This is a genomic window from Pseudomonas sp. LS.1a (assembly GCF_022533585.1).
In the GTDB taxonomy this organism is placed as follows: domain Bacteria; phylum Pseudomonadota; class Gammaproteobacteria; order Pseudomonadales; family Pseudomonadaceae; genus Aquipseudomonas.
Genome location: NZ_CP092827.1, coordinates 4,490,815 through 4,514,632, shown reverse-complemented (window position 1 = coordinate 4,514,632; position 23,818 = coordinate 4,490,815). Strand labels below are relative to the sequence as shown.

25 protein-coding genes are annotated in these 23,818 nt (G+C 62.7%); 8 read left to right on the top strand and 17 right to left on the bottom strand.

The window, feature by feature from the left end; translation table 11 throughout:
* Positions 1-47 precede the first annotated feature (47 nt).
* Together bfr and MKK04_RS20865 are read right to left on the bottom strand one after the other, a co-directional pair.
* On the bottom strand, positions 48-521 hold the full coding sequence (bfr, locus tag MKK04_RS20870) for a bacterioferritin (RefSeq protein ID WP_063913140.1): 474 nt from the start codon (positions 519-521) through the stop codon (positions 48-50).
* A gap of 201 nt (positions 522-722) precedes the next feature.
* Positions 723-941: a bacterioferritin-associated ferredoxin gene (locus tag MKK04_RS20865; RefSeq protein ID WP_003254947.1), complete on the bottom strand. Its 219-nt coding sequence runs from the start codon at positions 939-941 to the stop codon at positions 723-725.
* A 224-nt stretch (positions 942-1,165) separates the two neighbouring features.
* Between MKK04_RS20865 and MKK04_RS20860 the strand changes: the two genes are divergently transcribed.
* A complete protein-coding gene (locus MKK04_RS20860) occupies positions 1,166-1,768 on the top strand; it encodes a peroxiredoxin (RefSeq protein ID WP_003254945.1) in 603 nt (200 codons plus the stop codon).
* 159 nt (positions 1,769-1,927) lie between these two features.
* On the opposite strand, the gene rnt is transcribed toward MKK04_RS20860, so the two are convergent.
* Both rnt and pyrC read right to left on the bottom strand, forming a co-directional pair.
* Positions 1,928-2,539 (bottom strand): ribonuclease T, encoded by a 612-nt coding sequence (gene rnt / locus MKK04_RS20855; protein ID WP_243434194.1) that lies wholly within the window; start codon positions 2,537-2,539, stop codon positions 1,928-1,930.
* A 59-nt stretch (positions 2,540-2,598) separates the two neighbouring features.
* On the bottom strand, positions 2,599-3,645 hold the full coding sequence (gene pyrC / locus MKK04_RS20850) for a dihydroorotase (protein WP_207832935.1): 1,047 nt from the start codon (positions 3,643-3,645) through the stop codon (positions 2,599-2,601).
* A 130-nt stretch (positions 3,646-3,775) separates the two neighbouring features.
* Here pyrC and MKK04_RS20845 point away from each other — a divergent pair, with 130 nt between their 5' ends.
* Together MKK04_RS20845 and MKK04_RS20840 are read left to right on the top strand one after the other, a co-directional pair.
* On the top strand, positions 3,776-4,750 hold the full coding sequence (locus MKK04_RS20845) for a flagellar protein MotY (protein ID WP_241105946.1): 975 nt from the start codon (positions 3,776-3,778) through the stop codon (positions 4,748-4,750).
* 293 nt (positions 4,751-5,043) lie between these two features.
* A complete protein-coding gene (locus tag MKK04_RS20840) occupies positions 5,044-6,261 on the top strand; it encodes an argininosuccinate synthase (RefSeq protein ID WP_013973956.1) in 1,218 nt (405 codons plus the stop codon).
* Positions 6,262-6,330: 69 nt separating this feature from the next.
* Here MKK04_RS20840 and MKK04_RS20835 read toward each other — a convergent pair whose 3' ends face one another.
* Entirely contained in the window at positions 6,331-6,813 is a 483-nt protein-coding gene (locus tag MKK04_RS20835) for a hypothetical protein (protein WP_207832931.1), read from the bottom strand.
* 366 nt (positions 6,814-7,179) lie between these two features.
* Here MKK04_RS20835 and MKK04_RS20830 point away from each other — a divergent pair, with 366 nt between their 5' ends.
* On the top strand, positions 7,180-7,803 hold the full coding sequence (locus tag MKK04_RS20830; RefSeq protein WP_207832929.1) for a response regulator transcription factor: 624 nt from the start codon (positions 7,180-7,182) through the stop codon (positions 7,801-7,803).
* A gap of 57 nt (positions 7,804-7,860) precedes the next feature.
* On the opposite strand, the gene MKK04_RS20825 is transcribed toward MKK04_RS20830, so the two are convergent.
* The 7 genes from MKK04_RS20825 to metG all read right to left on the bottom strand — a co-directional run bounded on the left by MKK04_RS20825 (position 7,861) and on the right by metG (position 13,612).
* Positions 7,861-8,037: a PA3496 family putative envelope integrity protein gene (locus MKK04_RS20825; protein WP_207832927.1), complete on the bottom strand. Its 177-nt coding sequence runs from the start codon at positions 8,035-8,037 to the stop codon at positions 7,861-7,863.
* A 104-nt stretch (positions 8,038-8,141) separates the two neighbouring features.
* Entirely contained in the window at positions 8,142-8,780 is a 639-nt protein-coding gene (gene nth / locus MKK04_RS20820) for an endonuclease III (RefSeq protein WP_013973953.1), read from the bottom strand.
* 4 nt (positions 8,781-8,784) lie between these two features.
* The gene (locus tag MKK04_RS20815; protein ID WP_233694760.1) at positions 8,785-9,309 is read right to left on the bottom strand and encodes an Rnf-Nqr domain containing protein; all 525 of its coding nucleotides are present in this window, start codon (positions 9,307-9,309) and stop codon (positions 8,785-8,787) included.
* On the bottom strand, positions 9,302-9,904 hold the full coding sequence (locus MKK04_RS20810; protein WP_233694761.1) for an RnfABCDGE type electron transport complex subunit G: 603 nt from the start codon (positions 9,902-9,904) through the stop codon (positions 9,302-9,304). Before MKK04_RS20810 ends, MKK04_RS20815 begins: the two co-directional genes overlap by 8 nt.
* Entirely contained in the window at positions 9,901-10,875 is a 975-nt protein-coding gene (locus MKK04_RS20805) for an RnfABCDGE type electron transport complex subunit D (protein WP_207832921.1), read from the bottom strand. Before MKK04_RS20805 ends, MKK04_RS20810 begins: the two co-directional genes overlap by 4 nt.
* Entirely contained in the window at positions 10,872-11,420 is a 549-nt protein-coding gene (locus tag MKK04_RS20800) for an Rnf-Nqr domain containing protein (RefSeq protein ID WP_241105945.1), read from the bottom strand. Before MKK04_RS20800 ends, MKK04_RS20805 begins: the two co-directional genes overlap by 4 nt.
* A gap of 152 nt (positions 11,421-11,572) precedes the next feature.
* Positions 11,573-13,612 (bottom strand): methionine--tRNA ligase, encoded by a 2,040-nt coding sequence (metG, locus tag MKK04_RS20795; protein WP_063913130.1) that lies wholly within the window; start codon positions 13,610-13,612, stop codon positions 11,573-11,575.
* A 158-nt stretch (positions 13,613-13,770) separates the two neighbouring features.
* Here metG and apbC point away from each other — a divergent pair, with 158 nt between their 5' ends.
* Positions 13,771-14,865: an iron-sulfur cluster carrier protein ApbC gene (gene apbC / locus MKK04_RS20790; protein ID WP_016713757.1), complete on the top strand. Its 1,095-nt coding sequence runs from the start codon at positions 13,771-13,773 to the stop codon at positions 14,863-14,865.
* Between the two features lie 167 nt (positions 14,866-15,032).
* On the opposite strand, the gene MKK04_RS20785 is transcribed toward apbC, so the two are convergent.
* Positions 15,033-15,242: a cold-shock protein gene (locus tag MKK04_RS20785; protein WP_003254922.1), complete on the bottom strand. Its 210-nt coding sequence runs from the start codon at positions 15,240-15,242 to the stop codon at positions 15,033-15,035.
* Positions 15,243-15,569: 327 nt separating this feature from the next.
* Between MKK04_RS20785 and dcd the strand changes: the two genes are divergently transcribed.
* Together dcd and MKK04_RS20775 are read left to right on the top strand one after the other, a co-directional pair.
* On the top strand, positions 15,570-16,136 hold the full coding sequence (gene dcd, locus MKK04_RS20780; protein ID WP_003258001.1) for a dCTP deaminase: 567 nt from the start codon (positions 15,570-15,572) through the stop codon (positions 16,134-16,136).
* Between the two features lie 94 nt (positions 16,137-16,230).
* Positions 16,231-16,458 carry a hypothetical protein gene (locus MKK04_RS20775; RefSeq protein ID WP_063913128.1) on the top strand — a complete coding sequence of 76 codons (228 nt, stop codon included), beginning with the start codon at positions 16,231-16,233 and terminating at the stop codon, positions 16,456-16,458.
* 24 nt (positions 16,459-16,482) lie between these two features.
* Here MKK04_RS20775 and MKK04_RS20770 read toward each other — a convergent pair whose 3' ends face one another.
* From MKK04_RS20770 to MKK04_RS20755, 4 genes are all read right to left on the bottom strand, one after another.
* Positions 16,483-17,598 carry a succinylglutamate desuccinylase/aspartoacylase family protein gene (locus MKK04_RS20770; RefSeq protein WP_207832917.1) on the bottom strand — a complete coding sequence of 372 codons (1,116 nt, stop codon included), beginning with the start codon at positions 17,596-17,598 and terminating at the stop codon, positions 16,483-16,485.
* 234 nt (positions 17,599-17,832) lie between these two features.
* Entirely contained in the window at positions 17,833-18,171 is a 339-nt protein-coding gene (locus tag MKK04_RS20765; RefSeq protein WP_233687016.1) for a hypothetical protein, read from the bottom strand.
* Between the two features lie 107 nt (positions 18,172-18,278).
* Positions 18,279-20,720, bottom strand: a complete 2,442-nt coding sequence (locus MKK04_RS20760; protein WP_241105944.1) for a penicillin acylase family protein — start codon at positions 20,718-20,720, stop codon at positions 18,279-18,281.
* Positions 20,721-21,098: 378 nt separating this feature from the next.
* Positions 21,099-22,439, bottom strand: a complete 1,341-nt coding sequence (locus MKK04_RS20755) for an aminotransferase-like domain-containing protein (protein WP_207832910.1) — start codon at positions 22,437-22,439, stop codon at positions 21,099-21,101.
* Between the two features lie 155 nt (positions 22,440-22,594).
* Here MKK04_RS20755 and MKK04_RS20750 point away from each other — a divergent pair, with 155 nt between their 5' ends.
* The gene (locus MKK04_RS20750; RefSeq protein WP_241105943.1) at positions 22,595-23,791 is read left to right on the top strand and encodes an MFS transporter; all 1,197 of its coding nucleotides are present in this window, start codon (positions 22,595-22,597) and stop codon (positions 23,789-23,791) included.
* Positions 23,792-23,818 lie beyond the last annotated feature (27 nt).

Genomic DNA, 23,818 nt, shown 5'->3' with positions numbered 1-23,818 from the left:
AGCATGAAAAAACCCGCTGATCGCGGGTTTTTTCATGGGGCGAATATTTATTCTTCGCCCATCTGCGACTGCAGGTAGTTCTCGATACCGATCTTGTCGATCAGCCCCAGCTGGGTTTCCAGCCAGTCGATGTGTTCTTCCTCGGACTCGAGGATATCTTCGAGCATGTCACGCGAGCCGAAGTCGCCAGCGGTTTCGCAATGAGCGATGGCTGCTTTCAGGTCGGCCAGGCCTTTCTGTTCGATCTTCAGGTCGCATTCGAGCATCTCTTTGGTGTGCTCGCCAATCAGCAGCTTGCCCAGGTCCTGGACGTTGGGGATGCCTTCGAGGAAGAGAATACGCTTGATCAGTTTGTCAGCGTGCTTCATCTCGTCGATGGATTCCTTGTACTCGTGCTTGCCGAGTTTGTTCAGGCCCCAATCTTCGTACATGCGTGCGTGCAGGAAGTACTGGTTGATCGCGACCAGCTCGTTTCCGAGGATCTTGTTGAGATGCTGGATGACGCTTACGTCGCCTTTCATGTCGGGTTCCTGCCCTGTAGAAGTGTGCCAATGCAGGGAAGTTTGAGCCCGATACTTAGGTGTGTCAAACCTAAGTTCTTGAATAATAAGTGAAAATTAATGGAAATAAGAATGTTTGTGAACCGCGTTGGAGCGCTAACTTATTGAATTGCGGGCATAAAAAAACCGGACGCCAGGTCCGGTTCTTTGAATTCTGGGTTTTCAGGCCGCGGTAAATTCCACAGGGTAGGGCAGGGCTGCCTGGCTGACCTGGAGCTCGGTCAGGGTCTCGCGGACCACCTGCTTGGCCACGCAGGCACATTTACCACACTGGCTGGCGACGTTGGTCGCGGCTCGCACTTCCTTGTAGCTGCAGCATCCTTCATAGATCGCATCGCGGATCTGTCCGTCGGTAACGCCGACACAAAGACACACATACATAAAGGCTGACCATCGTTGGTGGGCTCGATGGGGTGGAGCTTAATGTTAATGAGAATGCTTGTCAAAAGAGTTTCTGGAAGGGCCGTGCTTGAGCGACCGGCGGTTGCTTTGTCGTTGGAGTCGGCCTGTCATCAGAAGCCGTGTATGATGGTCGGCCTTTGTTGGATGTCGGGCAAGCCCGTCTGGCCCGGCAAACGGTTTTTCACCCTCATCAGGAGATTACAATGAGCGTACTCGTTGGTAAGAAAGCCCCCGATTTCACCGTTCCGGCCGTGCTGGGCAATGGCGAGATCGTCGACAGCTTCAACCTGGCTTCGGCCATCAAGGGCAAGTACGGCCTGGTGTTCTTCTACCCGCTGGACTTCACCTTCGTCTGCCCGTCCGAGCTGATCGCCCTGGACAACCGCATCCCTGACTTCCAGGCGCGCAACGTGGAAGTGATCGGCGTGTCGATCGACTCGCACTTCACCCACAACGCCTGGCGTAACACCCCGGTCAACAACGGCGGTATCGGCCAGGTCAAGTACACCCTGGCTGCCGACATGACCCACGAAATCTGCAAGGCCTACGACGTCGAGTCCGAAGGCGGCGTGGCCTTCCGTGGCGCCTTCCTGATCGACACCAACGGTGTTGTCCGTTCGCAGATCGTCAACGACCTGCCACTGGGCCGCAACATGGACGAGCTGCTGCGCCTGGTCGACGCCCTGCAGTTCCACGAAGAGCACGGCGAAGTCTGCCCTGCCAACTGGAAAAAAGGCGACAAAGGCATGAACGCTTCGCCAGAAGGTGTTGCTGCCTACCTGAGCGAGAACGCTGGCAAGCTGTAATTGCTGCCTGCATGAAAAAACCGGCCCTGGTGGCCGGTTTTTTTGTGCCGTCCTGTGCCGGCCTCTTCGCGGGTAAACCCGCTCCCACAGGTGCCCCACAGGCCTCAGCCATGGTGTGATCCCTGTGGGAGCGGGCATGCCCGCGAATGCTTTTTCGACTCAGTCGTTGAAGTCGCGCCAGCCGCCCATCTCTTTCCAGCGGTTGACGATGCCGCAGAACAGCTCGGCCGTCTTCTCGGTGTCGTAACGCGCCGAGTGCGCCTCACGCCCGTCGAAGTCGATGTCGGCGCTCTGGCAGGCCCGCGCCAGCACGGTCTGGCCATAGGCCAGGCCCGCCAGGGTAGCGGTGTCGAAGCTGGAGAACGGGTGGAACGGGTTGCGCTTCAGGTCATTGCGCGTCACCGCCGCATTGAGGAAACCCAGGTCGAAGCTGCTGTTGTGGCCGACCAGGATCGCCCGCTTGCAGCCATTGGCCTTGAGCGCCTTGCGTACGCCACGGAAGATGTCGGTCAGCGCGCTTTCCTCGCTTACCGCCATGCGCAGTGGGTGGTCCAGCTTGATCCCGGTGAACTCCAGCGCTGCCGGCTCGATGTTGGCGCCTTCGAACGGCTCCACCCGGTGGAAGTAGGTGTGCTCGGGGAACAGGAAGCCCTTTTCGTCCATGCCGATGGTGACCGCGGCAATTTCCAGCAGGGCATCGGTGGCGCTGTTGAAACCACCGGTCTCCACATCCACCACCACCGGCAGGTAGCCGCGGAAGCGCTCGGCCATCGGGTGGCGCGAGCCGCTGCTGCCCTGGGTGTCCAGGTCATCTTCGTAGAGGTCTTCGCTCACGCGTTTTCCTCCAGCAGGCGCCAGCGCAGTTTTTCGCCGGCACGCAGCGGGACCACGGTCTGCTCGCCAAACGGCAGGCTGTCCGGGGCGGTCCATTCTTCGCGGACCAGGGTAATGGTGTCGGTGTTCGCCGGCAGGCCATAGAAGGCCGGGCCGTGCAGGCTGGCGAAGCCTTCCAGCTTGTCCAGCGCGTTACGCTGTTCGAATGCTTCGGCGTACATCTCGATGGCCGCGTAGGCGGTGTAGCAACCGGCGCAACCGCAGGCAGCTTCCTTGGCGTGACGGGCGTGGGGAGCCGAGTCGGTACCCAGGAAGAACTTCGGGCTGCCGCTGGTGGCAGCGTCCAGCAGCGCCACCTGGTGGGTATTGCGCTTGAGGATCGGCAGGCAGTAGAAGTGCGGGCGAATGCCGCCAACCAGCATGTGGTTGCGGTTGTACAGCAGGTGCTGGGCAGTGATGGTCGCGCCAACGTTGGCCGGGGCCTCGGTGACGAACTGCGCGGCGTCGCTGGTGGTGATGTGCTCGAACACCACTTTCAGCGTGGGGAAGCGCTCGACCACACGGCGCATGTGCTCGTCGATGAAGCGCTTCTCGCGGTCGAACACGTCGATTTCGCTGCGGGTCACTTCGCCATGCACCAGTAGTGGCATGCCAACTTCCGCCAGCGCTTCGATGGCCGGGAAGATGTTGTCGATGCTGGTCACGCCCGAATCGGAGTTGGTGGTGGCGCCGGCCGGGTACAGCTTGGCGGCGTACACGAAGCCGCTGGCCTTGGCCGCGCGGATGTCCTCGGGGCTGGTGCGGTCGGTGAGGTAAAGCACCATCAGCGGTTCGAAGCGGCTGCCGGCCGGACGGGCGGCCAGGATGCGCTCACGGTAGGCGCCAGCCTCGGCGGCATTGCGCACCGGCGGAACCAGGTTGGGCATGATGATGGCACGGGCGAAAGTACGCGCCACGTCGCCAACGGTGTGGGGCAGGACGGCACCATCGCGCAGATGGATGTGCCAGTCGTCGGGACGCAGGAGGGTCAGGCGATCGGACATTGGGGATTCCAGGCGGGTCGAACTCAAGCCCCAATGCTACCGGAAAACCCTGGGTGGAGCACGGCTATCAAGTTTTCCGGCAGGCGCCCGATAGCCTGCAGGTAAGCCGTCAGAATTTGTGGAGCCGCCCGTGCGCCAGCGTTACCTAGCCCTGTTGACCCTGTTCGCCAGCCTGCCGGCCGGCGCACTGACTTTCCAGACGCGCATGGAGAACATTGCCTGGAAGGTCGAGGGGGACCAGTTCGAATGCCGGCTGATCCAGCCGATCGACGGTTTTGGCAGTGGTGAGTTCGTACGCCGCGCGGGCGAACAGCCGGTGTTCCAGCTGCGCTCGGACAGCAACGTACTGGGTGCGGGCACGGCCACTTTGCTGGCAGCCGCTGCGCCGTGGCAACCCGGGCGCAGCGACATCAGCCTGGGCAGCGTGCGCCTGGCTCGCACCGGGGTGTTGTTCAGTTCGTCCCAGGGCCAGGCCAGCCGCCTGATCAACGGCCTGCTCGACGGGCGCAGCACGGTGGTGCGCAATTACGCCGGCGAGGCGGGCAGGCCGATGGAAGTGCGTGTGCTGCCGGTCAGTTTCGCCAAGGCCTACAGCGACTACCAAGCCTGTGCCGGCAAGCTGCTGCCGATGAACTACGACCAGGTGCGCCAGACCCAGGTGGGTTTCCCCGGCGGAGGTATCGAGCTGGATGGCGCGGCCAAGGCGCGGCTGGATGTGATCCTCGACTACATGAAAGCCGACCCGACGGTGAACCATGTCGAGCTCAACGGCCACTCCGACAACAGCGGCAACCGCCTGACCAATCGCGACACGTCTCGCCGCCGGGCACTGGCCGTGGCCGACTACCTCAAGGCCCAGGGCGTGCCGGAAGAGCAGATTACCGTGCGTTTTCATGGTGAGCGTTATCCGTTGGCGAAGAACAACAGTGCTGCCAACCGGGCACGTAATCGTCGGGTGAATATTGAACTGGATCGGGTGGCGGTGGTTGAGAAACCGGTGGAGAAGCCGGTTGAGCAGGCAGCGCCTGCTGCTCCGGCGGCAGCGCCAGCCAGTCCGCCTGCTGCCGCTCCGGCCTCGGGCGCGCCGGGGGCGAAGGCGCCCTGAGGTCGGGTTGGCCATCGTGGGCATGGCTGGGGATTGCATCGGGGCCACCAGGTGTTCGCCACAACATTTTCAGCGCCTGTGAGATCGAGCGCCGCGCGGGCGGCGCTCGATCTCACAGGCGCTGAAAATGGCGAGGCATGCATCTGGCACCCCTGATCAAATCCCCCTCCGCCGCCCGTCGCCCTTCCGAAAGTTCCTGTCGCTTTGTCGTCAGAAGCTGTCGCCCCACTGTAAATTTATCTGCAACGTCGTTAGAATCGATCCCTTTCCGTACAACCCCGTGGAGTGATGGCATGGCGGACGTAAAAAAGGTCGTACTGGCGTATTCCGGCGGCCTTGATACTTCGGTGATTCTCAAGTGGCTGCAGGATACCTACAACTGCGAAGTGGTGACCTTCACCGCTGACCTGGGTCAGGGCGAAGAGGTCGAGCCGGCCCGTGCCAAGGCCCAGGCAATGGGCGTTAAAGAGATCTACATCGACGACCTGCGCGAAGAATTCGTACGTGATTTCGTGTTCCCGATGTTCCGCGCCAACACCGTCTACGAGGGCGAGTACCTGCTGGGTACCTCCATCGCCCGTCCGCTGATCGCCAAGCGCCTGATCGAAATCGCCAACGAAACCGGCGCTGACGCCATTTCCCATGGCGCCACCGGCAAAGGCAACGACCAGGTGCGTTTCGAACTGGGCGCCTACGCCCTGAAACCAGGCGTCAAGGTCATCGCCCCATGGCGTGAGTGGGACCTGCTGTCCCGCGAGAAGCTGATGGACTACGCCGAGAAGCACGGCATCCCGATCGAGCGCCACGGCAAGAAGAAGTCGCCGTACTCGATGGACGCCAACCTGCTGCACATCTCCTACGAAGGCGGTGTCCTGGAAGATACCTGGACCGAGCACGAAGAAGACATGTGGCGCTGGAGCGTCTCGCCCGAGAACGCCCCGGACCAGGCTACCTACATCGAGCTGACCTACCGCAACGGTGACATCGTTGCCATCGACGGCGTCGAGAAGACCCCGGCCACCGTCCTGGCCGACCTGAACCGTATCGGTGGTGCCAACGGCATCGGCCGTCTGGATATCGTCGAGAACCGTTACGTCGGCATGAAGTCGCGTGGTTGCTACGAGACCCCTGGTGGCACCATCATGCTCAAGGCCCACCGTGCCATCGAGTCGATCACCCTGGACCGCGAAGTCGCTCACCTGAAGGATGAGCTGATGCCGAAGTATGCCAGCCTGATCTACACCGGCTACTGGTGGAGCCCGGAGCGTCTGATGCTGCAGCAGATGATCGACGCTTCGCAGGTCAACGTGAACGGCGTGGTACGCCTGAAACTGTACAAGGGCAACGTCACCGTGGTTGGCCGCAAGTCGGACGATTCGCTGTTCGATGCCAATATCGCCACCTTCGAGGAAGATGGCGGCGCCTACAACCAGGCGGACGCTGCCGGCTTCATCAAGCTCAACGCCCTGCGTATGCGCATTGCTGCCAACAAGGGCCGCTCGCTGCTCTGATCGCTGGCATGTGCAGTAAAAACCCCGGCCCAGGCCGGGGTTTTTTTTGCCTGTGGAAAGCCTTGGGCATCAATGGCCATCGTTTGCCATCTGACCCTCAAGCACGCTGATCGACAGTTGTGCGCATTGGCGTTTATCCAGGTTGCAAAAGCGCCAGGTGCGCGCTGGCAGAGGCGGTTGGGCAAGGGTGAGCAGCACTTGTTGCTCCATCATGCGATTGGCATCGGGGCCGGAAAACATGAACGTGACAGGCTCGCCCTGTAGCGCTTCGCTGGCATCACTGGGCATTGCAGGTTTGGCCTGGGCGTTCAATGTCGGCGTGTTGTCGTTTGCCGTTCTGTTTGGCGACGGGCTGTAGAAGGACTTGTAATTGAAGTTGAGCGTGAGGAAGAACAGGGCCGTCAGAAAGAACGGGAAGCCCACCAGGAACCAAGTATAGAGATTTTGGCTGGACTCGCTGAGAAACGGCAGTGTGGCAAGGGCAGAGGCTTCGATAATCCCCGCGAAGATGGCAATGATCGTCAGCGGGGCGACAGGTTGTGCTTGGGGCATATGGGCCGTCTCCAGCGATTTTGCCCATCATTACCCTACAGCAACGCTCAACTAAAGACTGGATTGTTTCCCGGGTGAGGAATAATCGGCCGAAATCCTGACAGCCTTGTTTGTTCAGCGTGTTCGCATTGGATAATTCCTCAGGTAATGGCCAGTTTTCAACTGGGCACTTTTGCAGGTGGGTGATACCGTTCATTCCGGTAATAAGGAATTTGATTGTTACAACTACAGTAGTTGTGTGTAGGAAATTTCTGTAAGTGCTGTAGGTTTTATCTGCTCATGTGTTTCGCCGGTAAATCACCGCGCCAGCAAGCGTTCTGTCGGTTATCTTGGCGGACCAAAGCAAAAACAATGAATGGATATCGCATGAATAAAGTGCTTATCGTAGATGATCATCCGGTCATACGCTTGGCCGTACGCATGCTGATGGAGCGGCATGGGTATGACGTCGTGGCGGAGACCGACAACGGGGTGGCTGCATTGCAGCTGACACGGCAACACCTGCCGGATATCGTGGTGCTCGATATCGGTATTCCCAAACTGGATGGCCTGGAGGTGATCGCCCGTATGGCGACCTTCAGCCCGGGCAGCAAGGTGCTGGTGCTGACATCGCAGCCCCCAGGCAATTTCTCGATGCGCTGCATGCAGGCGGGGGCGGCGGGCTATGTGTGCAAGCAACAGGAACTCACCGAGCTGCTGAGCGCCATCAAGGCCGTATTGTCGGGCTACAGCTACTTCCCCAACCAGGCTCTGCATCCGTCACGTGGCAGGGGAGGCGGGAGTGAGACAGATATGGTCAACCGCCTCTCGGCGCGCGAGATGACAGTGTTGCAGCAACTGGCACGAGGGCGTTCGAACAAGGAGATTGCCGACAGCATGTTCCTCAGCAACAAGACGGTCAGTACCTACAAGTCGCGTCTGTTGCTCAAGCTCAACGCGCGGTCGCTGGTCGACCTGATCGAGCTGGCGCAACGGCAAGGGTTGAACTGACCGCCAAGGCCGTAAAGCCTCCTGCCTGGAGGCTTTGCCAAGGCTGCTGGTCCCGGGCTACAGATCGTAGTCGAAGTCGGCCAGCTGCTTCTGCAGGCGCCTTTCTTCCAGCATATTGTCGATAGTGCGGCGTTTGCTCAGGTTGGTTTTTGCGGTTTCCACCTGGGGTTCCACATCATCCTCTGCGGCAACAAAATCATCTTCGATCGACAGGTCGTCTTTATCGCTACTCATGAGTCGCTCCAAGCCAAGGGGCCATTGGCCGTCCTTATAACCAGAAAGCAGACGCTGGTAAAAAAGATTTTTTCAATCGTCACAGGTGGTTTCCAGCTATCGACTCAATCGTCGGAGGTCTTGTGCTTGTACTCGCACAGGTCTTCGATCCGGCAACTGCCGCACCGTGGTTTGCGTGCCTGGCACACATAGCGCCCGTGCAGGATCAGCCAGTGGTGGGCGTCGAGCAGGTAATCTTTTGGTACGAACTTGATCAGCTTCTTCTCCACTTCCAGCACCGTCTTGCCTGGCGCAATGCCTGTGCGGTTGCTGACCCGGAAGATATGGGTATCCACCGCCATGGTCGGCTGGCGGAACGCTGTGTTGAGCACTACGTTGGCGGTCTTGCGGCCCACGCCGGGCAGCGCCTCCAGGGCTTCGCGGGTTTGCGGTACCTGGCTGTCATGGCGTTCGATCAGCAGCCGGCAGGCTTCGATGACGTTCTTGGCCTTGCTGTTGTACAAACCAATGGTCTTGATGTACTCGCTCAGGCCTTCGACGCCCAGGGCATAGATGGCCTCGGGGGTGTTGGCGACCGGGAACAGGCGGGCGGTGGCCTTGTTGACGCCGACATCGGTGGACTGCGCGGACAGTGTCACGGCAACCAGCAGTTCGAACGGCGTGGTGTAGGCCAGTTCGGTCTTTGGGTCGGGATTGTCTTCGTGCAGCCTGCGAAAGATCTCCAGGCGTTTGGCGGCATTCATGAAATCAGCGCTTTCCTTGACGACGTGGTTGGGCAGGGCCCGGACGCAGGCGATTGTACAAGGCCAACAGCAGTCCGAGCAGTAGCAAGGCGCCGGGGGCCAGGCTGGCCAGATGCAGGCTGGCACCGTCGGTCAGCCATTGGCGGCTGGCACCGAGCAGCAGGCAGCTGGCAAACAGCGTGCACAGGTGACTGGCGAGCAGGCGCCAGCGCCCTTGATCGGGCAGCAGGTGGTCAGTGGCCAGGCATTGCAGGCATAGCAGTGCGGGATAGTGGCCGAGGGCGAGAGCCGTTGGCAGCAGCCAGGCACGCAGGGCCAGTTGCAGGCAACTGGCCAGGGCCGCCAGCAGCAGCAGGCTGGCCAGCACACGGGGCCAGGTGGTGAGCCGCTGGCGAAGGGGGGCCAGCAACAGTTGGTGAAGGCTGCTCATCAGCACCGCGCACACGCCGATGGTGGCGCCTTCGCTCAGTGTCCGGGTGGCGCCCAGCAGGGGCACAAGGCTTGCGCCCAGCAGGTAGAACCTATTCATGCGTGGGGCCCTCCAGCAGCACGCTGCGCTGCTGATCGAAGTAACTCAGCGCTTCCTGTAGTGCGCCGATCACTGCCCGTGAGGTAACGGTTGCCCCGGCCAACTGGTCAAAGTCGCCCTGGTCGCGCTTCAGCGCCCAGTGATCGCTCAACTGACGGTTGGCAAATTGCCCCAACCAGTTCACCTGCGGATCACCCAGGCGTGCGCCCAGCCCGGGGCTTTCCTGTTGCTCGACCAGCTGGCTGCCGATCAGTCGGCCGTCCGCGGCAATGGCCACGCTCAGCACGATCGGCCCGGCATAGCCCTGGGCCTGGGTGACCAGGATGATGGCGGCCGGTTTGCCCGCCAGGGTGGCCCGGTAAGCTGCCAGGATACGGCTGTTTGGCCGCTGTGCGGCGGGCCTGGGCAGCGGATTGTCCAGTGGCTGGTTGTCGTAACTGCCTTCTGGCAGCACCGCCAGCCGCTGGCGGCTATTCAGTTGTTTCTCGGCGTCGGCGATGGCCGGGCTGGTCCAGTGCCGCCAGGCCAGGGTGGTCGACAGCGCCAGTGCCGCGGTCAGCAGCAGCAGGCCCACATCACGTACCAGGCGCTTCATCGGGCAACCTGCTGGCGCTGCACGGCCAGGCGTTCGAGGCTTGGCGTCATGAGGTTCATCAGCAGGATGGCAAACGCGGTACCGTCCGGGTAGCTGCCCCAGGTGCGGATCAGGTAGATCAGCAGGCCCGCTCCCAGGCCGAACCCTAGCTTCGCCCACTCCTGCCGGGGGCCGGACACCGGTTCGGTGGCAATGAAGAACGCCGCCATCATGGTCGAGCCGGAGAACAGGTGCAGCAGGGGTGAGCCGTTTGAGTCCGAACCCGAGCCATTCCAGCCCAGCAGGCTGAACAGGAGCAACCCTGCCAGCAAACCAACCGGCGCATGCCAGGTGATCACCTTGCGTTGCAGCAGGAACAGGCCGCCCAGCAGGAACGCCAGGTTGACCCATTCGCTGCCCCGCCCACCGATGCTGCCGAAGCCCGGGTGGCTGGCGAACAGCTCTTCGATGGTCAGGCTGCGGTTGTGGCGCAGGCCGTCGAGCAGTGTCGGCCGGGCCCAGGCATCGATCTGCGCGCTGCCGGTGAACACCTGCTGCAGGCTGTCGAGCAGGCCTGGCGCCGGCCCTGGCCAATGGTTCATCTGCAGCGGGAAGCTCAGCAGCGCGAAGGCGTAGCCGACCATGGCCGGGTTGAACAGATTGCGCCCGACCCCGCCAAAGGCCTGTTTGCCGATGCCGATGGCAACACTGGCAGCCACCACCGGCAACCACCACGGCGCCAGGGTGGGCAGGGCGGCGGTCAGCAGCACGGCGGTCACCAGCGCGCTGCCGTCGTTCAGCGCCATGCGCAGCGGTTGTGCTCGCAAAGTGAGCAGCAACGCCTCGCACAGCAGCGCGGCACTCGCGCACAGCAACAGGTTCAGTAGCAAACTCCAGCCATGCAGCCAGAACAGCGTCAGCAAGCCAGGCAGGCAGGCCAGCAACACCAGGCCCATGCTGGTGCGTAGCCGCGGGTCGGGTTTGGCGGTCATTGGGCGAACAGCCCGTTGAAGCCGGAAAACGCCATGGCCATCACCCCGGCACCGAGCAGTTCGATGGGCAGGCCGCGCAGCGCCCCGGGGACGTCGACATGGGCGCTGCGTTGGCGCAGGTCGGCGAACAAGACCAGCGCCAGCCAGAAGCCACCGCCGGCCAGCAGGCCTTGCAGCAGCGTGGCGAGCCATGTGCTGTCGTCGCTTGCCTGTTGCAGGGTCAACCCCAGTACTGCCGCATTGCTCAACAGCAACGCAGGCAACTCCGTCATCGGCCAGGTCGGGCGCCACCTTGTCAGCAGCCATGGCACGCCCCAGGCGAGCACGGCCAGCCAGGGCAACAACAGGAACAGGGCAAGGTCCTGAGCCTGCAGCGGGGCAAGCACCACCTGCAACAGCAGCTGCGCGCCGAACATGCCCAAGGCGAAGCACAGTGCGCAGGCAAGGCCGTGTACGTGCAGGTGCAGCCTGGGGAGTGGCTGTTGTTGCAGGCACAGGTGATTGACCAGCGCGGCGCTGATCAGGACCAGGATGTAGTCGCTCATGAGATGACGATAGCCGGGAATCGGGGCGATTGTCCGGGTTCCGGAGTCATTGTGGGAGCGGGCGTGCCCGCGAACACCGGCAACGCCAGTGCCATGCACCGCGCAGTCCGTTTCGCGGGCACGCCCGCTCCCACAAGGTCCAGCAGGTTTTGTTACTTGATGCGCTGGCCTGGCTTGGCACCGCTGTCCGGGCTCAGCAGGTAAATCTCCTCACCGCCAGGGCCGGCCGCCATGACCATGCCTTCGGAGACACCAAAGCGCATCTTTCGTGGCTTGAGGTTGGCCACCATCATGGTCAGGCGGCCTTCCAGCTGGGACGGGTCGGGGTAGGCCGACTTGATGCCGGAGAACACGTTGCGGCGCTCGTCACCGATGTCCAGGGTCAGTTGCAGCAGCTTGTCGGCACCCGGTACGGCTTCGGCCTTGACGATCAGCGCCACGCGCAGGTCGACGGCTGCGAAGGTGTCGAACTCGATTTCCGCCGACAGTGGGTCCTTGGCCAGCTCGCCGTTGCCGGCCGGGGCCTTGGCTTCGGCGGCCAGCAGGTCTTCCTTGCTGGCGGCGACCATGGCTTCTACCTTGGCCGGTTCGATGCGGCTCATCAGTGCCTTGAACGGGTTCAGCTGGTGGTTTTCCAGGCGCGACAGGTGGTCGTTCCAGGTCAGCGGGGCCACGTTGAGGAAGGCCTCGGCGTCGGCAGCCAGCACCGGCAGCACCGGCTTGAGGAAGATCACCAGCTGGCGGAACAGGTTGATACCCTGGGCGCAGATGGCCTGCACTTCATCCTGCTTGCCTTCCTGTTTGGCCAGCGACCATGGAGCCTTGTCGGCGATCCAGGCATTGGCGCGGTCGGCCAGCGCCATGATTTCGCGCATGGCACGGCCAAAGTCGCGGCCTTCATAGGCATCGGCGATCGACGGGGCGGCCGCCAGGAAGGCTTCGGTCAGCTCCGGTGCGGCATCGCCAGCCACCATCACGCCTTCGTTGCCCTTGTGGATGAACCCGGCGCAACGGCTGGCGATGTTGACCACCTTGCCGACCAGGTCGGAGTTGACCTTCTGCACGAAGTCTTCCAGGTTCAGGTCCAGGTCATCGACGCCACGGCCCAGCTTGGCCGCGTAGTAGTAACGCAGGTATTCCGGCTGCAGGTGGTCGAGGTAGGTGCGGGCCTTGATGAAGGTACCGCGCGACTTGGACATCTTGGCGCCGTTCACGGTCAGGTAGCCGTGCACGTTGACTGCGCTCGGCTTGCGGAAGCCGGCGCCTTCGAGCATGGCTGGCCAGAACAGGGCGTGGAAGTTGACGATGTCCTTGCCGATGAAGTGGTACAGCTCGGCCTTGGAGCCTTCGTTCCAGAACGCGTCGAAGTCCAGCTCCGGGCGGCGTGCGCAGAGGTTCTTGAAGCTGGCCATGTAGCCGATCGGCGCATCCAGCCACACGTAGAAGTACTTGCCTGGCTCGCCCGGGATTTCGAAGCCGAAGTATGGCGCGTCGCGGGAGATGTCCCATTCCTGCAGGCCCGAATCGAGCCATTCGGCCAGCTTGTTGGCTACTGCGTCCTGCAGGGTGCCGCTACGGGTCCACTGCTGCAGCATGGCCTGGAAGTCCGGCAGCTTGAAGAAGAAGTGCTGGGAATCACGCAGTACCGGGGTGGCACCGGAAATGGCCGACTTGGGGTTCTTCAGCTCGGTGGGCGCGTAGGTTGCGCCGCATTTTTCGCAGTTGTCGCCGTACTGGTCTTCGGCCGCGCACTTGGGGCAGGTGCCCTTGATGAAGCGGTCGGCGAGGAACATGCCCTTTTCCGGGTCGAAATACTGGGTCACCGAACGGGTGGCGATGTGCCCGGCTTCACGCAGGCGCGTGTAGATCAGGCCCGACAGCTCGCGGTTCTCTTCGCTGTGGGTGGAGTGGAAGTTGTCGAAATCCACCAGGAAGTCGGCGAAGTCGCTGCTGTGCTCGGCCTGGACATTGGCGATCAGCTGTTCCGGAGTGATGCCTTCCTTCTCGGCGCGCAGCATGATGGCCGAACCGTGGGCGTCGTCGGCGCAGACGTAGATGCACTGGTTGCCGCGCAGCTTCTGGAAGCGCACCCACATGTCCGTCTGGATGTACTCCAGCATATGGCCAAGATGGATCGATCCATTGGCATAGGGCAGGGCGCTGGTGACGAGAATCTGGCGTGGCTCGGACATGGTGGCTCGGCTACTTATCTGGCGACGGGGTAAAAATGAGGTTGATCGGCAACTATAAAGGGCTGGCGAATATATTTCACCCAGCAGAAGCATCTGCTGACGATTGACGGGTTAGGATAGGCGTCTGTTTTACATTCAGTTTGCCAATGGGAGTCTCCATGAGTGCCGTCACCCGTGCCGCCGTCGAAGGCGTGCTTCGCCAGTACACCGACCCCTACCTGAACCAGGACCCGGTCAGCGCCGGCTGCGTGCGCGCCATCGATATCCAGGGCGGGCAGGTCAGCGTGCAGTTGCAGCTGGGTTATGCCGCAGGGCTGTTCAAGAACGGCTGGGCCCAGGTGCTGCAGACCGCGATCGGCAACCTCGAGGGCGTCAGCAGTGCCCAGGTGTCGATCGACTGCGTGGTGGCCGCGCACAAGGCCCAGGCCCAGGTGCCGGCCATGGCCAACGTCAAGAACATCATCGCCGTGGCCTCGGGCAAGGGCGGTGTGGGCAAGTCGACCACCGCAGCCAACCTGGCCCTGGCGCTGGCCCGCGAAGGTGCGCGGGTGGGCATTCTCGATGCCGACATCTATGGCCCCAGCCAGGGCGTGATGTTCGGTATCGCCGAAGGTACCCGCCCGCAGATTCGCGAGCAGAAGTGGTTCGTGCCGATCAAGGCCCATGGCGTGGAAGTCATGTCCATGGCGTTCCTCACCGACGACAACACGCCGATGGTCTGGCGTGGCCCGATGGTTTCCGGCGCGCTGCTGCAACTGGTGACCCAGACTGCCTGGGACGACCTGGATTACCTGGTGATCGACATGCCGCCGGGCACCGGTGACATCCAGCTGACGCTGGCGCAGAAGGTGCCGGTGGCCGGCTCGGTAATCGTCACCACCCCGCAGGATCTGGCCCTGCTGGACGCCAAGAAGGGCGTGGAGATGTTCCGCAAGGTCAACATTCCGGTGCTGGGCGTGGTGGAGAACATGGCTGTGCACATCTGCTCGAACTGCGGCCATGCCGAGCACCTGTTCGGCGAAGGCGGTGGCGAGAAGCTGGCGAGCCAGTATGGTGTCGACCTGCTGGCGTCGTTGCCGCTGTCGATGCTGATTCGCGAGCAGGCCGATAGCGGCAAGCCGACGGCGATTGCCGAGCCGGAAAGCCAGATTGCCATGGTCTACCAGGAGCTGGCCCGTCAGGTGGGCGCGCGGATCGTGCTGCAGGAAGCGGCGGCGCCGGCAATGCCTAGCATTACCATCAGCGAAGATTGACTGGCAGACCGAGTCGCCTGCTTCGCGGGTAAACCCGCTCCCACAGGTACAGCGCTGTCCCTGTGGGAGCGGGTTTACCCGCAAAGAGGCCGACTCGGTCTTTCGGCCAGGCATAAAAAAACCCGCCGGAAGGCGGGTTTTTTGAAAGCAAGGAAGCTTCGATCGACTTAGGCGATCTGAACTTCTTCAGCCTGCATGCCTTTCTGGCCGCGGGTAGCGACGAAAGTAACAGCCTGGCCTTCTTTCAGGGTTTTGAAGCCGTCAGCTTGGATGGCTTTGAAGTGCACGAACAGGTCGTCGCCCGACTGAGGGGTGATGAAGCCGTAGCCTTTCTCATCGTTGAACCACTTAACAACACCGGATTGACGGTTGGACATTTTTCTGTCTCCTTGGACAATTTGATAACGGTCAGGAAAAACCCTGGCCGGGACTGAGCGCAAAGAGAGCAGAAAATTCAGCGATGGGCCGATCAGGATCGTGCATCAAACTAGAGATTCTCGGTGTCACGTGCAGCACAGTGGCGTCACCTTACCCCACTTTCCGCAACCTGCCAATGGTCAGAAGGCGCTTTACGCAAATTCGGATCGACGGCGGCTGCAGCCCCCGCCCGGCGCGGGATGAGGCAAGGAACTTTAACCCGGGCGCGGGGACCGGTAAGATGCGCGTCTGGTTTTTCCCCTCGCAACTCTTCAGGACACCCCGCCATGAGCATCAAATCGGACAAGTGGATTCGCCGCATGGCGCAGGAACACGGCATGATCGAACCGTTCGTCGAGCGCCAGGTGCGCGGCGAACAGGACAGCCGGGTGATCTCCTTCGGCGTCTCCAGCTACGGCTATGACGTGCGCTGCGCCGATGAATTCAAGGTGTTTACCAACATCAACTCGGCCACCGTCGACCCGAAAAACTTCGATGCCGGTAGTTTCGTCGACATCAAGAGCGACGTGTGCATCATCCCGCCGAACTCCTTCGCCCTGGCGCGCACCGTCGAGTATTTCCGCATTCCGCGCGATGTGCTGACCATCTGCCTGGGCAAGAGCACCTACGCCCGTTGCGGCATCATCGTCAACGTCACCCCGCTCGAACCCGAGTGGGAAGGCCACGTGACGCTGGAGTTCTCCAACACCACCACGCTGCCGGCGAAGATCTACGCCAACGAAGGTGTGGCACAGATGCTGTTCCTGCAGTCCGACGAAGAATGCGAAGTGTCGTACAAGGACCGTGGCGGCAAGTACCAGGGCCAGCGCGGCGTCACCCTGCCGCGCACCTGAGCCGACGAGCGCGGGGAATTTCCCCGCGCCTTTGGCACTCCAATGGGTAACGCCGGTGCGCATGATGCGCAACGGCTCTCGCCAGGAGCTGCCAATGAAACTCCACCCCGCAATCAGTGCCAAGCTGGCTGGCCTGCAGCCCAATCACGTCGGTTTGCTGCCATGGTCATTGCTGGCGTACCCGCTGCCTATGCAAGCGGGGGGCGTACCTCACCAGCCAGATCCCGATGACCCGCAGCCACCGGACCCCGGTGAAAAGCCACCTATGGAGCCGGGCGAGCCGACCCTGCCTGACGAGCCGCCACCCGCGCCTGTGGCCTGAGCAACGCGGCAACGGTTTGCCTGGTCAGTTACCCAGCAGATAACCGCTGCGGCATACCTGTTCGCCGGCGACATGGGCGATGACCATGCCGGCAGTTGCCATGCGCCGCACGCTGCGGGCATACAGCAGGCCGGGCTGGCTGTTGTGCACGGCGGTCACCCGGTCGTTGAGTGGGTCGATGACTTCGGCAATCAGCTGGCCGGCCTCAAGATGCTGCCCCGGTCTGGCGTGGTACACCAGTAGCCCCCCCAGTGGCGCTATCACCGGTTCGACGGCGGCCAGCGGCGTGGCCGGGCAGCGCAAGGCGGGCAGGGCGGCTGCGGCACCTTCAATCACCCCCGCGTGGGTCAGGAAGTCGAGGATCGCCTGGCAGTCCTTGCTGGCCAGGTCGTGGCTGACATCTGCCTGGCCACGCAGCTCCACGGTGACCGAGCAGCAGCCCAGCGGGATCGGGAAACGCTTGCCGAAGCGTTGCTGCAACTGCCACCAGACCAGGCTGAAGCATTCATCGAACGACTGCCCGCCCGAGTCGGTGGCCAGCAGGCTGGCCTGGGCCCCCAGATAGCGGGCCAGCGGTTCGATTTGCGGCCAGGCGTCTGGCGTGGTGTACAGGTGTTCGACTGCCTCGAAGTCGCAGTGCAGGTCCAGCACCATGTCGGCATCGCAGGCCAGGCGTTGCAGAATCAGGCGCTGAGCCTGTAGCGGGGTGCGCGCGGGGTGTGCGTCCAGCCCTCGGCGCAGGTATTCGCGGATCAGCTCAAGGTTGTGTGCTGGATCCTCGGTCAGGTGCTGTTCGATCTGGTCGCCGATGTTGTCCGACAGATCGACGAAATTACGGTTGAAGTTTTCTCCGCTTTGCAGCTCGAAACGCCCCAGTGGCGCGTCCAGCAGCACCTGTTCCAGGCCAACCGGGTTGGCTACCGGGACCAGGATGATCTCGCGCTGCAGGCGGCCTTGCTGTTCCAGTTCGCCCAGGTGGCGCTTGAGGTGCCAGGCTACCAGCATGCCGGGCAGCTCGTCGGCATGCAGCGAGGCCTGGATATAGACCTTGCCGCCACCGCGGGGGCCGAAGTGGAAACTGTGCAGTTGGCGCGTGACGCCCGGAACGGGGGAAAGCAGGTCGTGGGTTGAATGGTGCATGGTGGTCCTGGCTGCGTGGCGAAAACGGTCTGCGACACGGGTCGGCACACAGATAGAAGCATAGATTTGCCGCGTCTGCCTCATTCCGGATGTGTTCGGCCGGTACAGGCAACTTGGCTACTGCAGGCGTGCAATGCCTGCCAAGGTCGCCAGGTCATCTGCCTCTTGCACCGGCTTGTCCAGCGGCCATCGCACCCAGGGGAGGGGCGATGGCCATTACTAGTCAGTCACTGCTCAGCGCAAGGACATTTTCCAGCCGGATGCCAAGGCCTCCGCCACGCTGATCTTTTCTGCGTAGGCGATATTCTTGATCAACCCTCCCTGCACCAGCCTGGGAGATGTGTGGAAGTAGTCCCAGCTGGAGGTACCGTCTTCAATTTGCAGTTCCTGTACATTGACAGGAACTTCAAAGGTGACCGGTGAGGTAACTGCCGGTTTGCAAATTTCAACGTCGATCATGCTGTAGCTTGCATTTTCATCACCGGCCCACAGCTGTAACTCGATGGTGCTGCCATCTGGAATTTCTTGCGTTTCTGGCCAGGAGACTTCGATCTTCAGGGTTTCAGTGGTCATGACGAACATCCTCTAAATGAATGGAAACCGCGTGTTCCGATACAGCACACGCGGTCCGGAGGAGGTTAAAGACCTGGATGGAGGATAAGGAGTTGGAACCTTAACCCTTAGCGAGCCGGTACTAGCGTCAGCCGCTGGTTGCCATACGCTCGCCCGAAGTTCTGCTGCTGCAGCGGCAGGCTCATGAAGCGCCCCTTGAACCAGGCGTCCAGGCCGTCGCTGTAATGCTTGCTGGCCGGGTTACCGGACTGTCCGCTGCTGGTCAGCACCTGCAACGGCTCGGCCTGGCCGAAGTCGACGATCATCCGTGCCGAGGCCGGCAGGCGGGTGTCGAAGTCACTGCCCCAGGCGTATGGCGTCAGGGCCAGGGTGGTGAAGTCGCCACCGGCAGCCAGCGGCGAGCGGCTGATGGTATCGCCCAGGCCGTGGTAGGCCGGTGCCGGCCAGCGGTACTGGTGCAGTTTGCCCCACTGCCAGGCGCGGCGGTCGGCACCCAGTTGCGCAGTGCCGGCATCCACTGCGCCAGCCAGGCTGCGGGCCAGGATGGCCGGCTTGTCTTCCTTCTGCGGGGTGCTGCGGTCATCCCAGAACGGGCTGTCGTCGCGGCCCAGCAGGTGGTCTGCCTGTGCCGAGAACGACAACCGCGCATTGCTGACGAAGGCCTGCCAGGCCGGGCCGGATTCCGGGCCCAGGTCGTCGAGGAAGGTTTGCCGGGCCACTTCCTGGAGGAACAGTTCGTACAATGCGGCATCGCTCGATACCGGGCTCAGGCGGCCATCGAAGGCCTTGAGCCGGGCCAGCGCGTCCCGCGCCTTGTCGCGCTGTGCAGCGGGCAGGGCGTCGATGGCCTGCTTGAGTGGCTGGGCCATGCCGGGGGCGTCGAACATCTGCTTGAGCTTGTCGGCCAGCAGGGTGGTCTGGTCGTTCTGCAGGGCCATCAGGCTGCGGCTGTCGTGACGGCCATTGCCGGCCAGCTGGGCCAGACGTTCGGCGCGTTCGGGGTAGTACCAGGTGCTGGACAGCTGCATGCCATAGCCACGCGGCAGGCTGCGCTGGTTGGCGTGGCCGATCCAGCCGGCGGGCGGGTCCTGGTCGTAAGGGTGCAGCATCGGGTCGGCATAGCCGTCCCAGTCGTAGCGCCCGTCCCAGCCCGGCGAGGGCAGCAGGCCCTGGCCTTCGCGGCGGTTGGGGTAGCGCCCACTGACTTGCCAGCCGATGTGCTCGGGTTCGGCAAAGATGAAGTTGAGGGCGGCGGCGGTCACTTCACGGGTACTGTCGAAGGCACGCTCCACGCTCTTGGCCCGGGTCAGGTCGAACAGTGCATCCAGGCTGCGGTCGCCCTTGAACTGAGGCAGGTTCAGCGCCAGGCCGAGGCTGGCATTGCCTGGCTGGGCCAACAGGGTGCCGTGGCGGGTGTCGTACATCACCTCGCGCAGTGGGCGCTGGCCGCGGACGAAGAAGGTTTCGCTACGGGCGCGGGCCGGCAGCCATTTGCCGTCGGCCAGGTAGCTCAGCTGGCTGCCCTGCTGGCGCAGTTGCTCCAGGTACAGGTCCTGGTTGTCGGCCATGACCGCGCTGCTGCTCCAGGCCAGCTTGCCGTTGTAGCCGGCCAGCACGATCGGCAGGCCGGGCAACGACAGGCCGGCGACCTGGTACTTGCCGGTGTGGATCTGCACCGGGCTCAGGGCCCAGGCAGCTCGGCTGTCGCTGGCCAGCAGGCTCTTGCCGCTGTGGCTGCGCTGCGGCGCCAGGGCCAGGTTGGCCGAGCCAGGGCTGCCCAGAAGGTCGAGGTCGGCGAGCTTCTGGCTGGCAGCCGCCAGGGCCGGCAGGCCCGGTAACTGGCTGGCCAGGTTCAGGCCCTTGAGCTTGTCCACTTCGGCTTCGGCCAACGGCTCGTCCGGGGCGCCGGGCAGCAGCCAGGCCAGTTTGTCGCTGCCGGCTTTCTGCGCCAGGGCCAGGGCGCTCAGTTCTTCCTGCAGGTTCACCGACTGGCTGAAGGCGTACAGGCTGAAGATCAGGGCCGAGTCTTCGGGCTTCCAGTACTCGGGGCGGTAGCCACTGCTGGCCAGGCCGGCGGGCAGCTTGTCGCGGTAGCGGAACAGGTAGGCGTTGACCCCGCGTGCATACACTTCGAAGAAGCGCTTGAGCCGTGGCGAGGCATCGGCGTACTGCTGGGCGGCGCTCTGCTTGAGGTTGGCCGCGCGCATCAGGCGGTCGATGTCCAGCGCGTCGCTGCCGGCCAGCTCGGCCAGCCGGCCCTGGGCCAGCAGGCGCATGGCGACCATCTGCTCGATGCGGTCGCCGGCGTGCACATAGCCCAGGCTGAACAGGGCGTCATGGAAGCTGCTGCTTTCGATCAGTGGCGCGCCCATGGCGTTGCGCCGTACCGAGACGTTCTGCGCCAGGCCCTTGAGCGGCTGCACGCCGCTGGTCGGTGGCACGCTGTCCTGGTAGCCGCCCGTCTGGCAGCCGGCCAGCCCGAGCATGCCGAGCAGCGTGGCAGCGGTTGCGAACCGCGGGCGGAAGGGAGGAAAGGCGGGGGCGGCCATGACAAGGGCTCCTGCAAGGCGTGGCGGTTTTGGAAAGGCGCTAAGGTAGTTAGCGCGCAGGCGCCGTGCAAGGTCCCTGGGCGCTTTATTTTTTGTGCTTGGCGTGGGGTGTGTGGCGCCTGTGGGATCGAGCGCCGCCCGCACGGCGCATCGCGAGCGAAGCTCGCTCCTACATTTGTTTCGGGCCAATTATTCCTGTGGGATTTGCGCGCGAACGCCTTGGCGCATGGCTCGATATCGCGTCGTACAAACAAGGCGGTCGCGTGCGCTGGCACAGGCGATACTGGCCCGAAACAGATGTAGGAGCGAGCTTCGCTCGCGATGCGCCGCGCGGGCGGCGCTCGATTTACGCACCCTCTCAAAACTCAAGACAGGCACTCAAACCTTGAAATGCTCGGCCACGGCGTCGGAAAAGTGCGTGCAGTTGATGCGCGCATGGCGTTGATAGTCACGGCTGACGGCGAAGGCCGAGCCTGGCATCAATAGCACCTTGTGCTGTTCCAGGCGATGCATGAAGGGCTGCAGGTCGGCCAGTTCGGGGTGGTAGACCCACAGGAACATGCCGCCTTGCGGCGTTATGTCGAACTGCCAGCCACGTTCCCTTAACAACCGTTGGGTCTGCGCCTGCTGGCGGATCAGGCGCTGCTGCAGGTCTTGCATGTGCCGGGCATAGGTGCCGTCGGACAGGATGGTGTTGACGAAGCGTTCGCAAAACGCCGGCACCGCCACGCAGGTCAGCAGTTTCAGGCGTGTCAGCGGCTCTATCAGGTCGGTCGAGCAGGCGATGTAGCCCACGCGCAATGAAGCGGACAGGCATTTGGAGAAGCTGCCGATGTAGATGACCCGCTCAAGGTTGTCCAGTTCGGCAAAGGTCTGGCGCACGCCCGGGCTGAAGTCGCCGTAGACATCATCCTCGACCACGAAGAAGTCGTGTTCCACCGCCAGACGCAAGATGCTGAAGGCATTGTGCGGGCTGATATTGCCGCCGGTCGGGTTGTGGAAGGTGCTGTTGCAGAAGAACGCCTTGACCTTGTGCCTGGCCAGGTGCTCTTTCATGTCTTCCACGTTCGGTCCGTCCTGGGTTCGCCGCACCCCGACCACGTGGCCACCGGCCAACTGGATCAGCTTGATCAGGTTGCCATTGCCGGGCTCGTCGACGAACACGTGATCGCCTGGCTTGATCAGCAACCGCGCCACCAGGTCCAGCGCTTGCGTGGCGCCCAGAGTGGTCAGCAACTGGCCTGGCTGGGCATCGACACGGGTCAGGCGTTTCAAGTGCACGCACAGCTGTTTGCGCATGGGCAGGTAGCCCTGGATGTCGCCATATTCCGCCAGCGAACTCTGCTCCAGCCGCGCGGTGCGCCGAATCGCCTTGGCCAGCAGCTCGGTGTCACGCCAGGCGGGTGGCAGCCAGCCGCTGCCCAGTTTGGTGTAGTGCTGGCCCCCCTGCAGCAGCCTGAACAATGGGTCGCCGGCCATGCCTGTGGGCGCATCCACCGTGCCGGTTTGCCGTGTATGGCTGGCGACGAAGTAGCCGCGGCCAGGAATGGCGGTCAACACACCTTCGCTGACCAGCCGGGCATAGCTGGAGACGACATCGTGGTAACTGCAGTTGACCGCCGCCTTCAGCTTGCGGATGGACGGCATGCGCTGCCCAGGCAGCCATTCGCCGGCTTCAAGGCGCTGTTTCAACTGGTCATGAAGGCTATGCGGGCGCATGTCGGGTCCTGCAACTGTTAGAAAAAATAGCCTAACAGTTAACCGGAAAGCGCGTCGACTGTTCGCATTTCAGAGCGCGGCAGATGCGACCATGCAGCTGTCGGCACTTTTCGCGATGTCGAAATCACCCCGTCCACCTACCGTGAGCACACGCTATGTCGAGCACACTACCGCGGCGCACTTATCTGTTTTTCACCGCGCAATCGATCAATCTGACGACTGCGGTCATGTCCGTGACCATGGCGGCCATTGTCGGGGCGGCACTGGCACCTGCCGCCACGTGGTCCACGGTGCCTTACGGTTTTCAGTTTCTCTGCATGATGCTGGCTACCTACCCGGTCTCCGGGCTGATGAGCCGTATCGGCCGCAAGCGGGCGTTCATGCTGGGCTCGATACCTTTGGCGGTGTCCGGCATCACCGGCTATCTGGCCGTGCTGTACCAGCACTTCCCGACGCTGGTGGTCAGTCATTCGGCATTGGGCATCTACATTGCGTTTGCCAACTTCAACCGCTTCGCGGCCACCGACAATCTGGCCCAGAACCTGAAGCCAAGAGCGCTTTCGCTGGTCGTGGCAGGTGGGGTGATCGCTGCCGTGGTCGGGCCGGCGCTCACCGAATGGCTGCGCGACCTTGGCGGGTATCCGTTGTTTTCGCTGTGTTACGCCGCCTTTGTCGGCCTGGCGGTGATGTCCTTACTCATTGCGGTTTGCCTGCCCGACGACAGCGGTATCGCCGATACCGACCGTGCAGCGAAACCGGCTGGTACAGCCGCTGAGCCGCTGAGCCCGGTGGTCGCCTTGGCCATGGCAGTGGCCGCGCTGGGCTACGGAATCATGAATTTGCTGATGATCCAGGCGTCGATGCACATGAAACACATGCATGAGGACTTTTCCGACGTTCGCCTGGCGATTCAATGGCATGTGATTGCCATGTTCGCCCCGTCGTTCTTCACTGGCGCCATCATCCACAAGCTCGGGATCAGGGCCACCATCTGTCTAGGCCTGGGCCTGTTGATCGGTTGCACGGCCATGAACCTGTGGTCGCACAGCTACGCGATGATGACCTTGGCGCTGATAGCCCTCGGCCTGGGCTGGAACCTGACCTACGTGGGTGGGGGGGCGCTGTTGGCGCAAACGCTGCAAAACAGCCCGGCTGCGATGCAGATGCAGGGGAAAAACGATCTGGCCATTGCGGTGTTCGCGACCATTGGCGCATTCAGCCCGTCGCTGTTGCTGGGCTCGGTCGGCTGGGACGGCACCAATGCCATTTGCATGGCCCTGTGCATCGTGCTGCTCATGGCCACCGCCGGGGTGCTGCAGCGCAAGGTAGCCGGGCCTGCAAGGGCCAGCTAGGCAGGAAGGCCCCGACTACCCACAGCG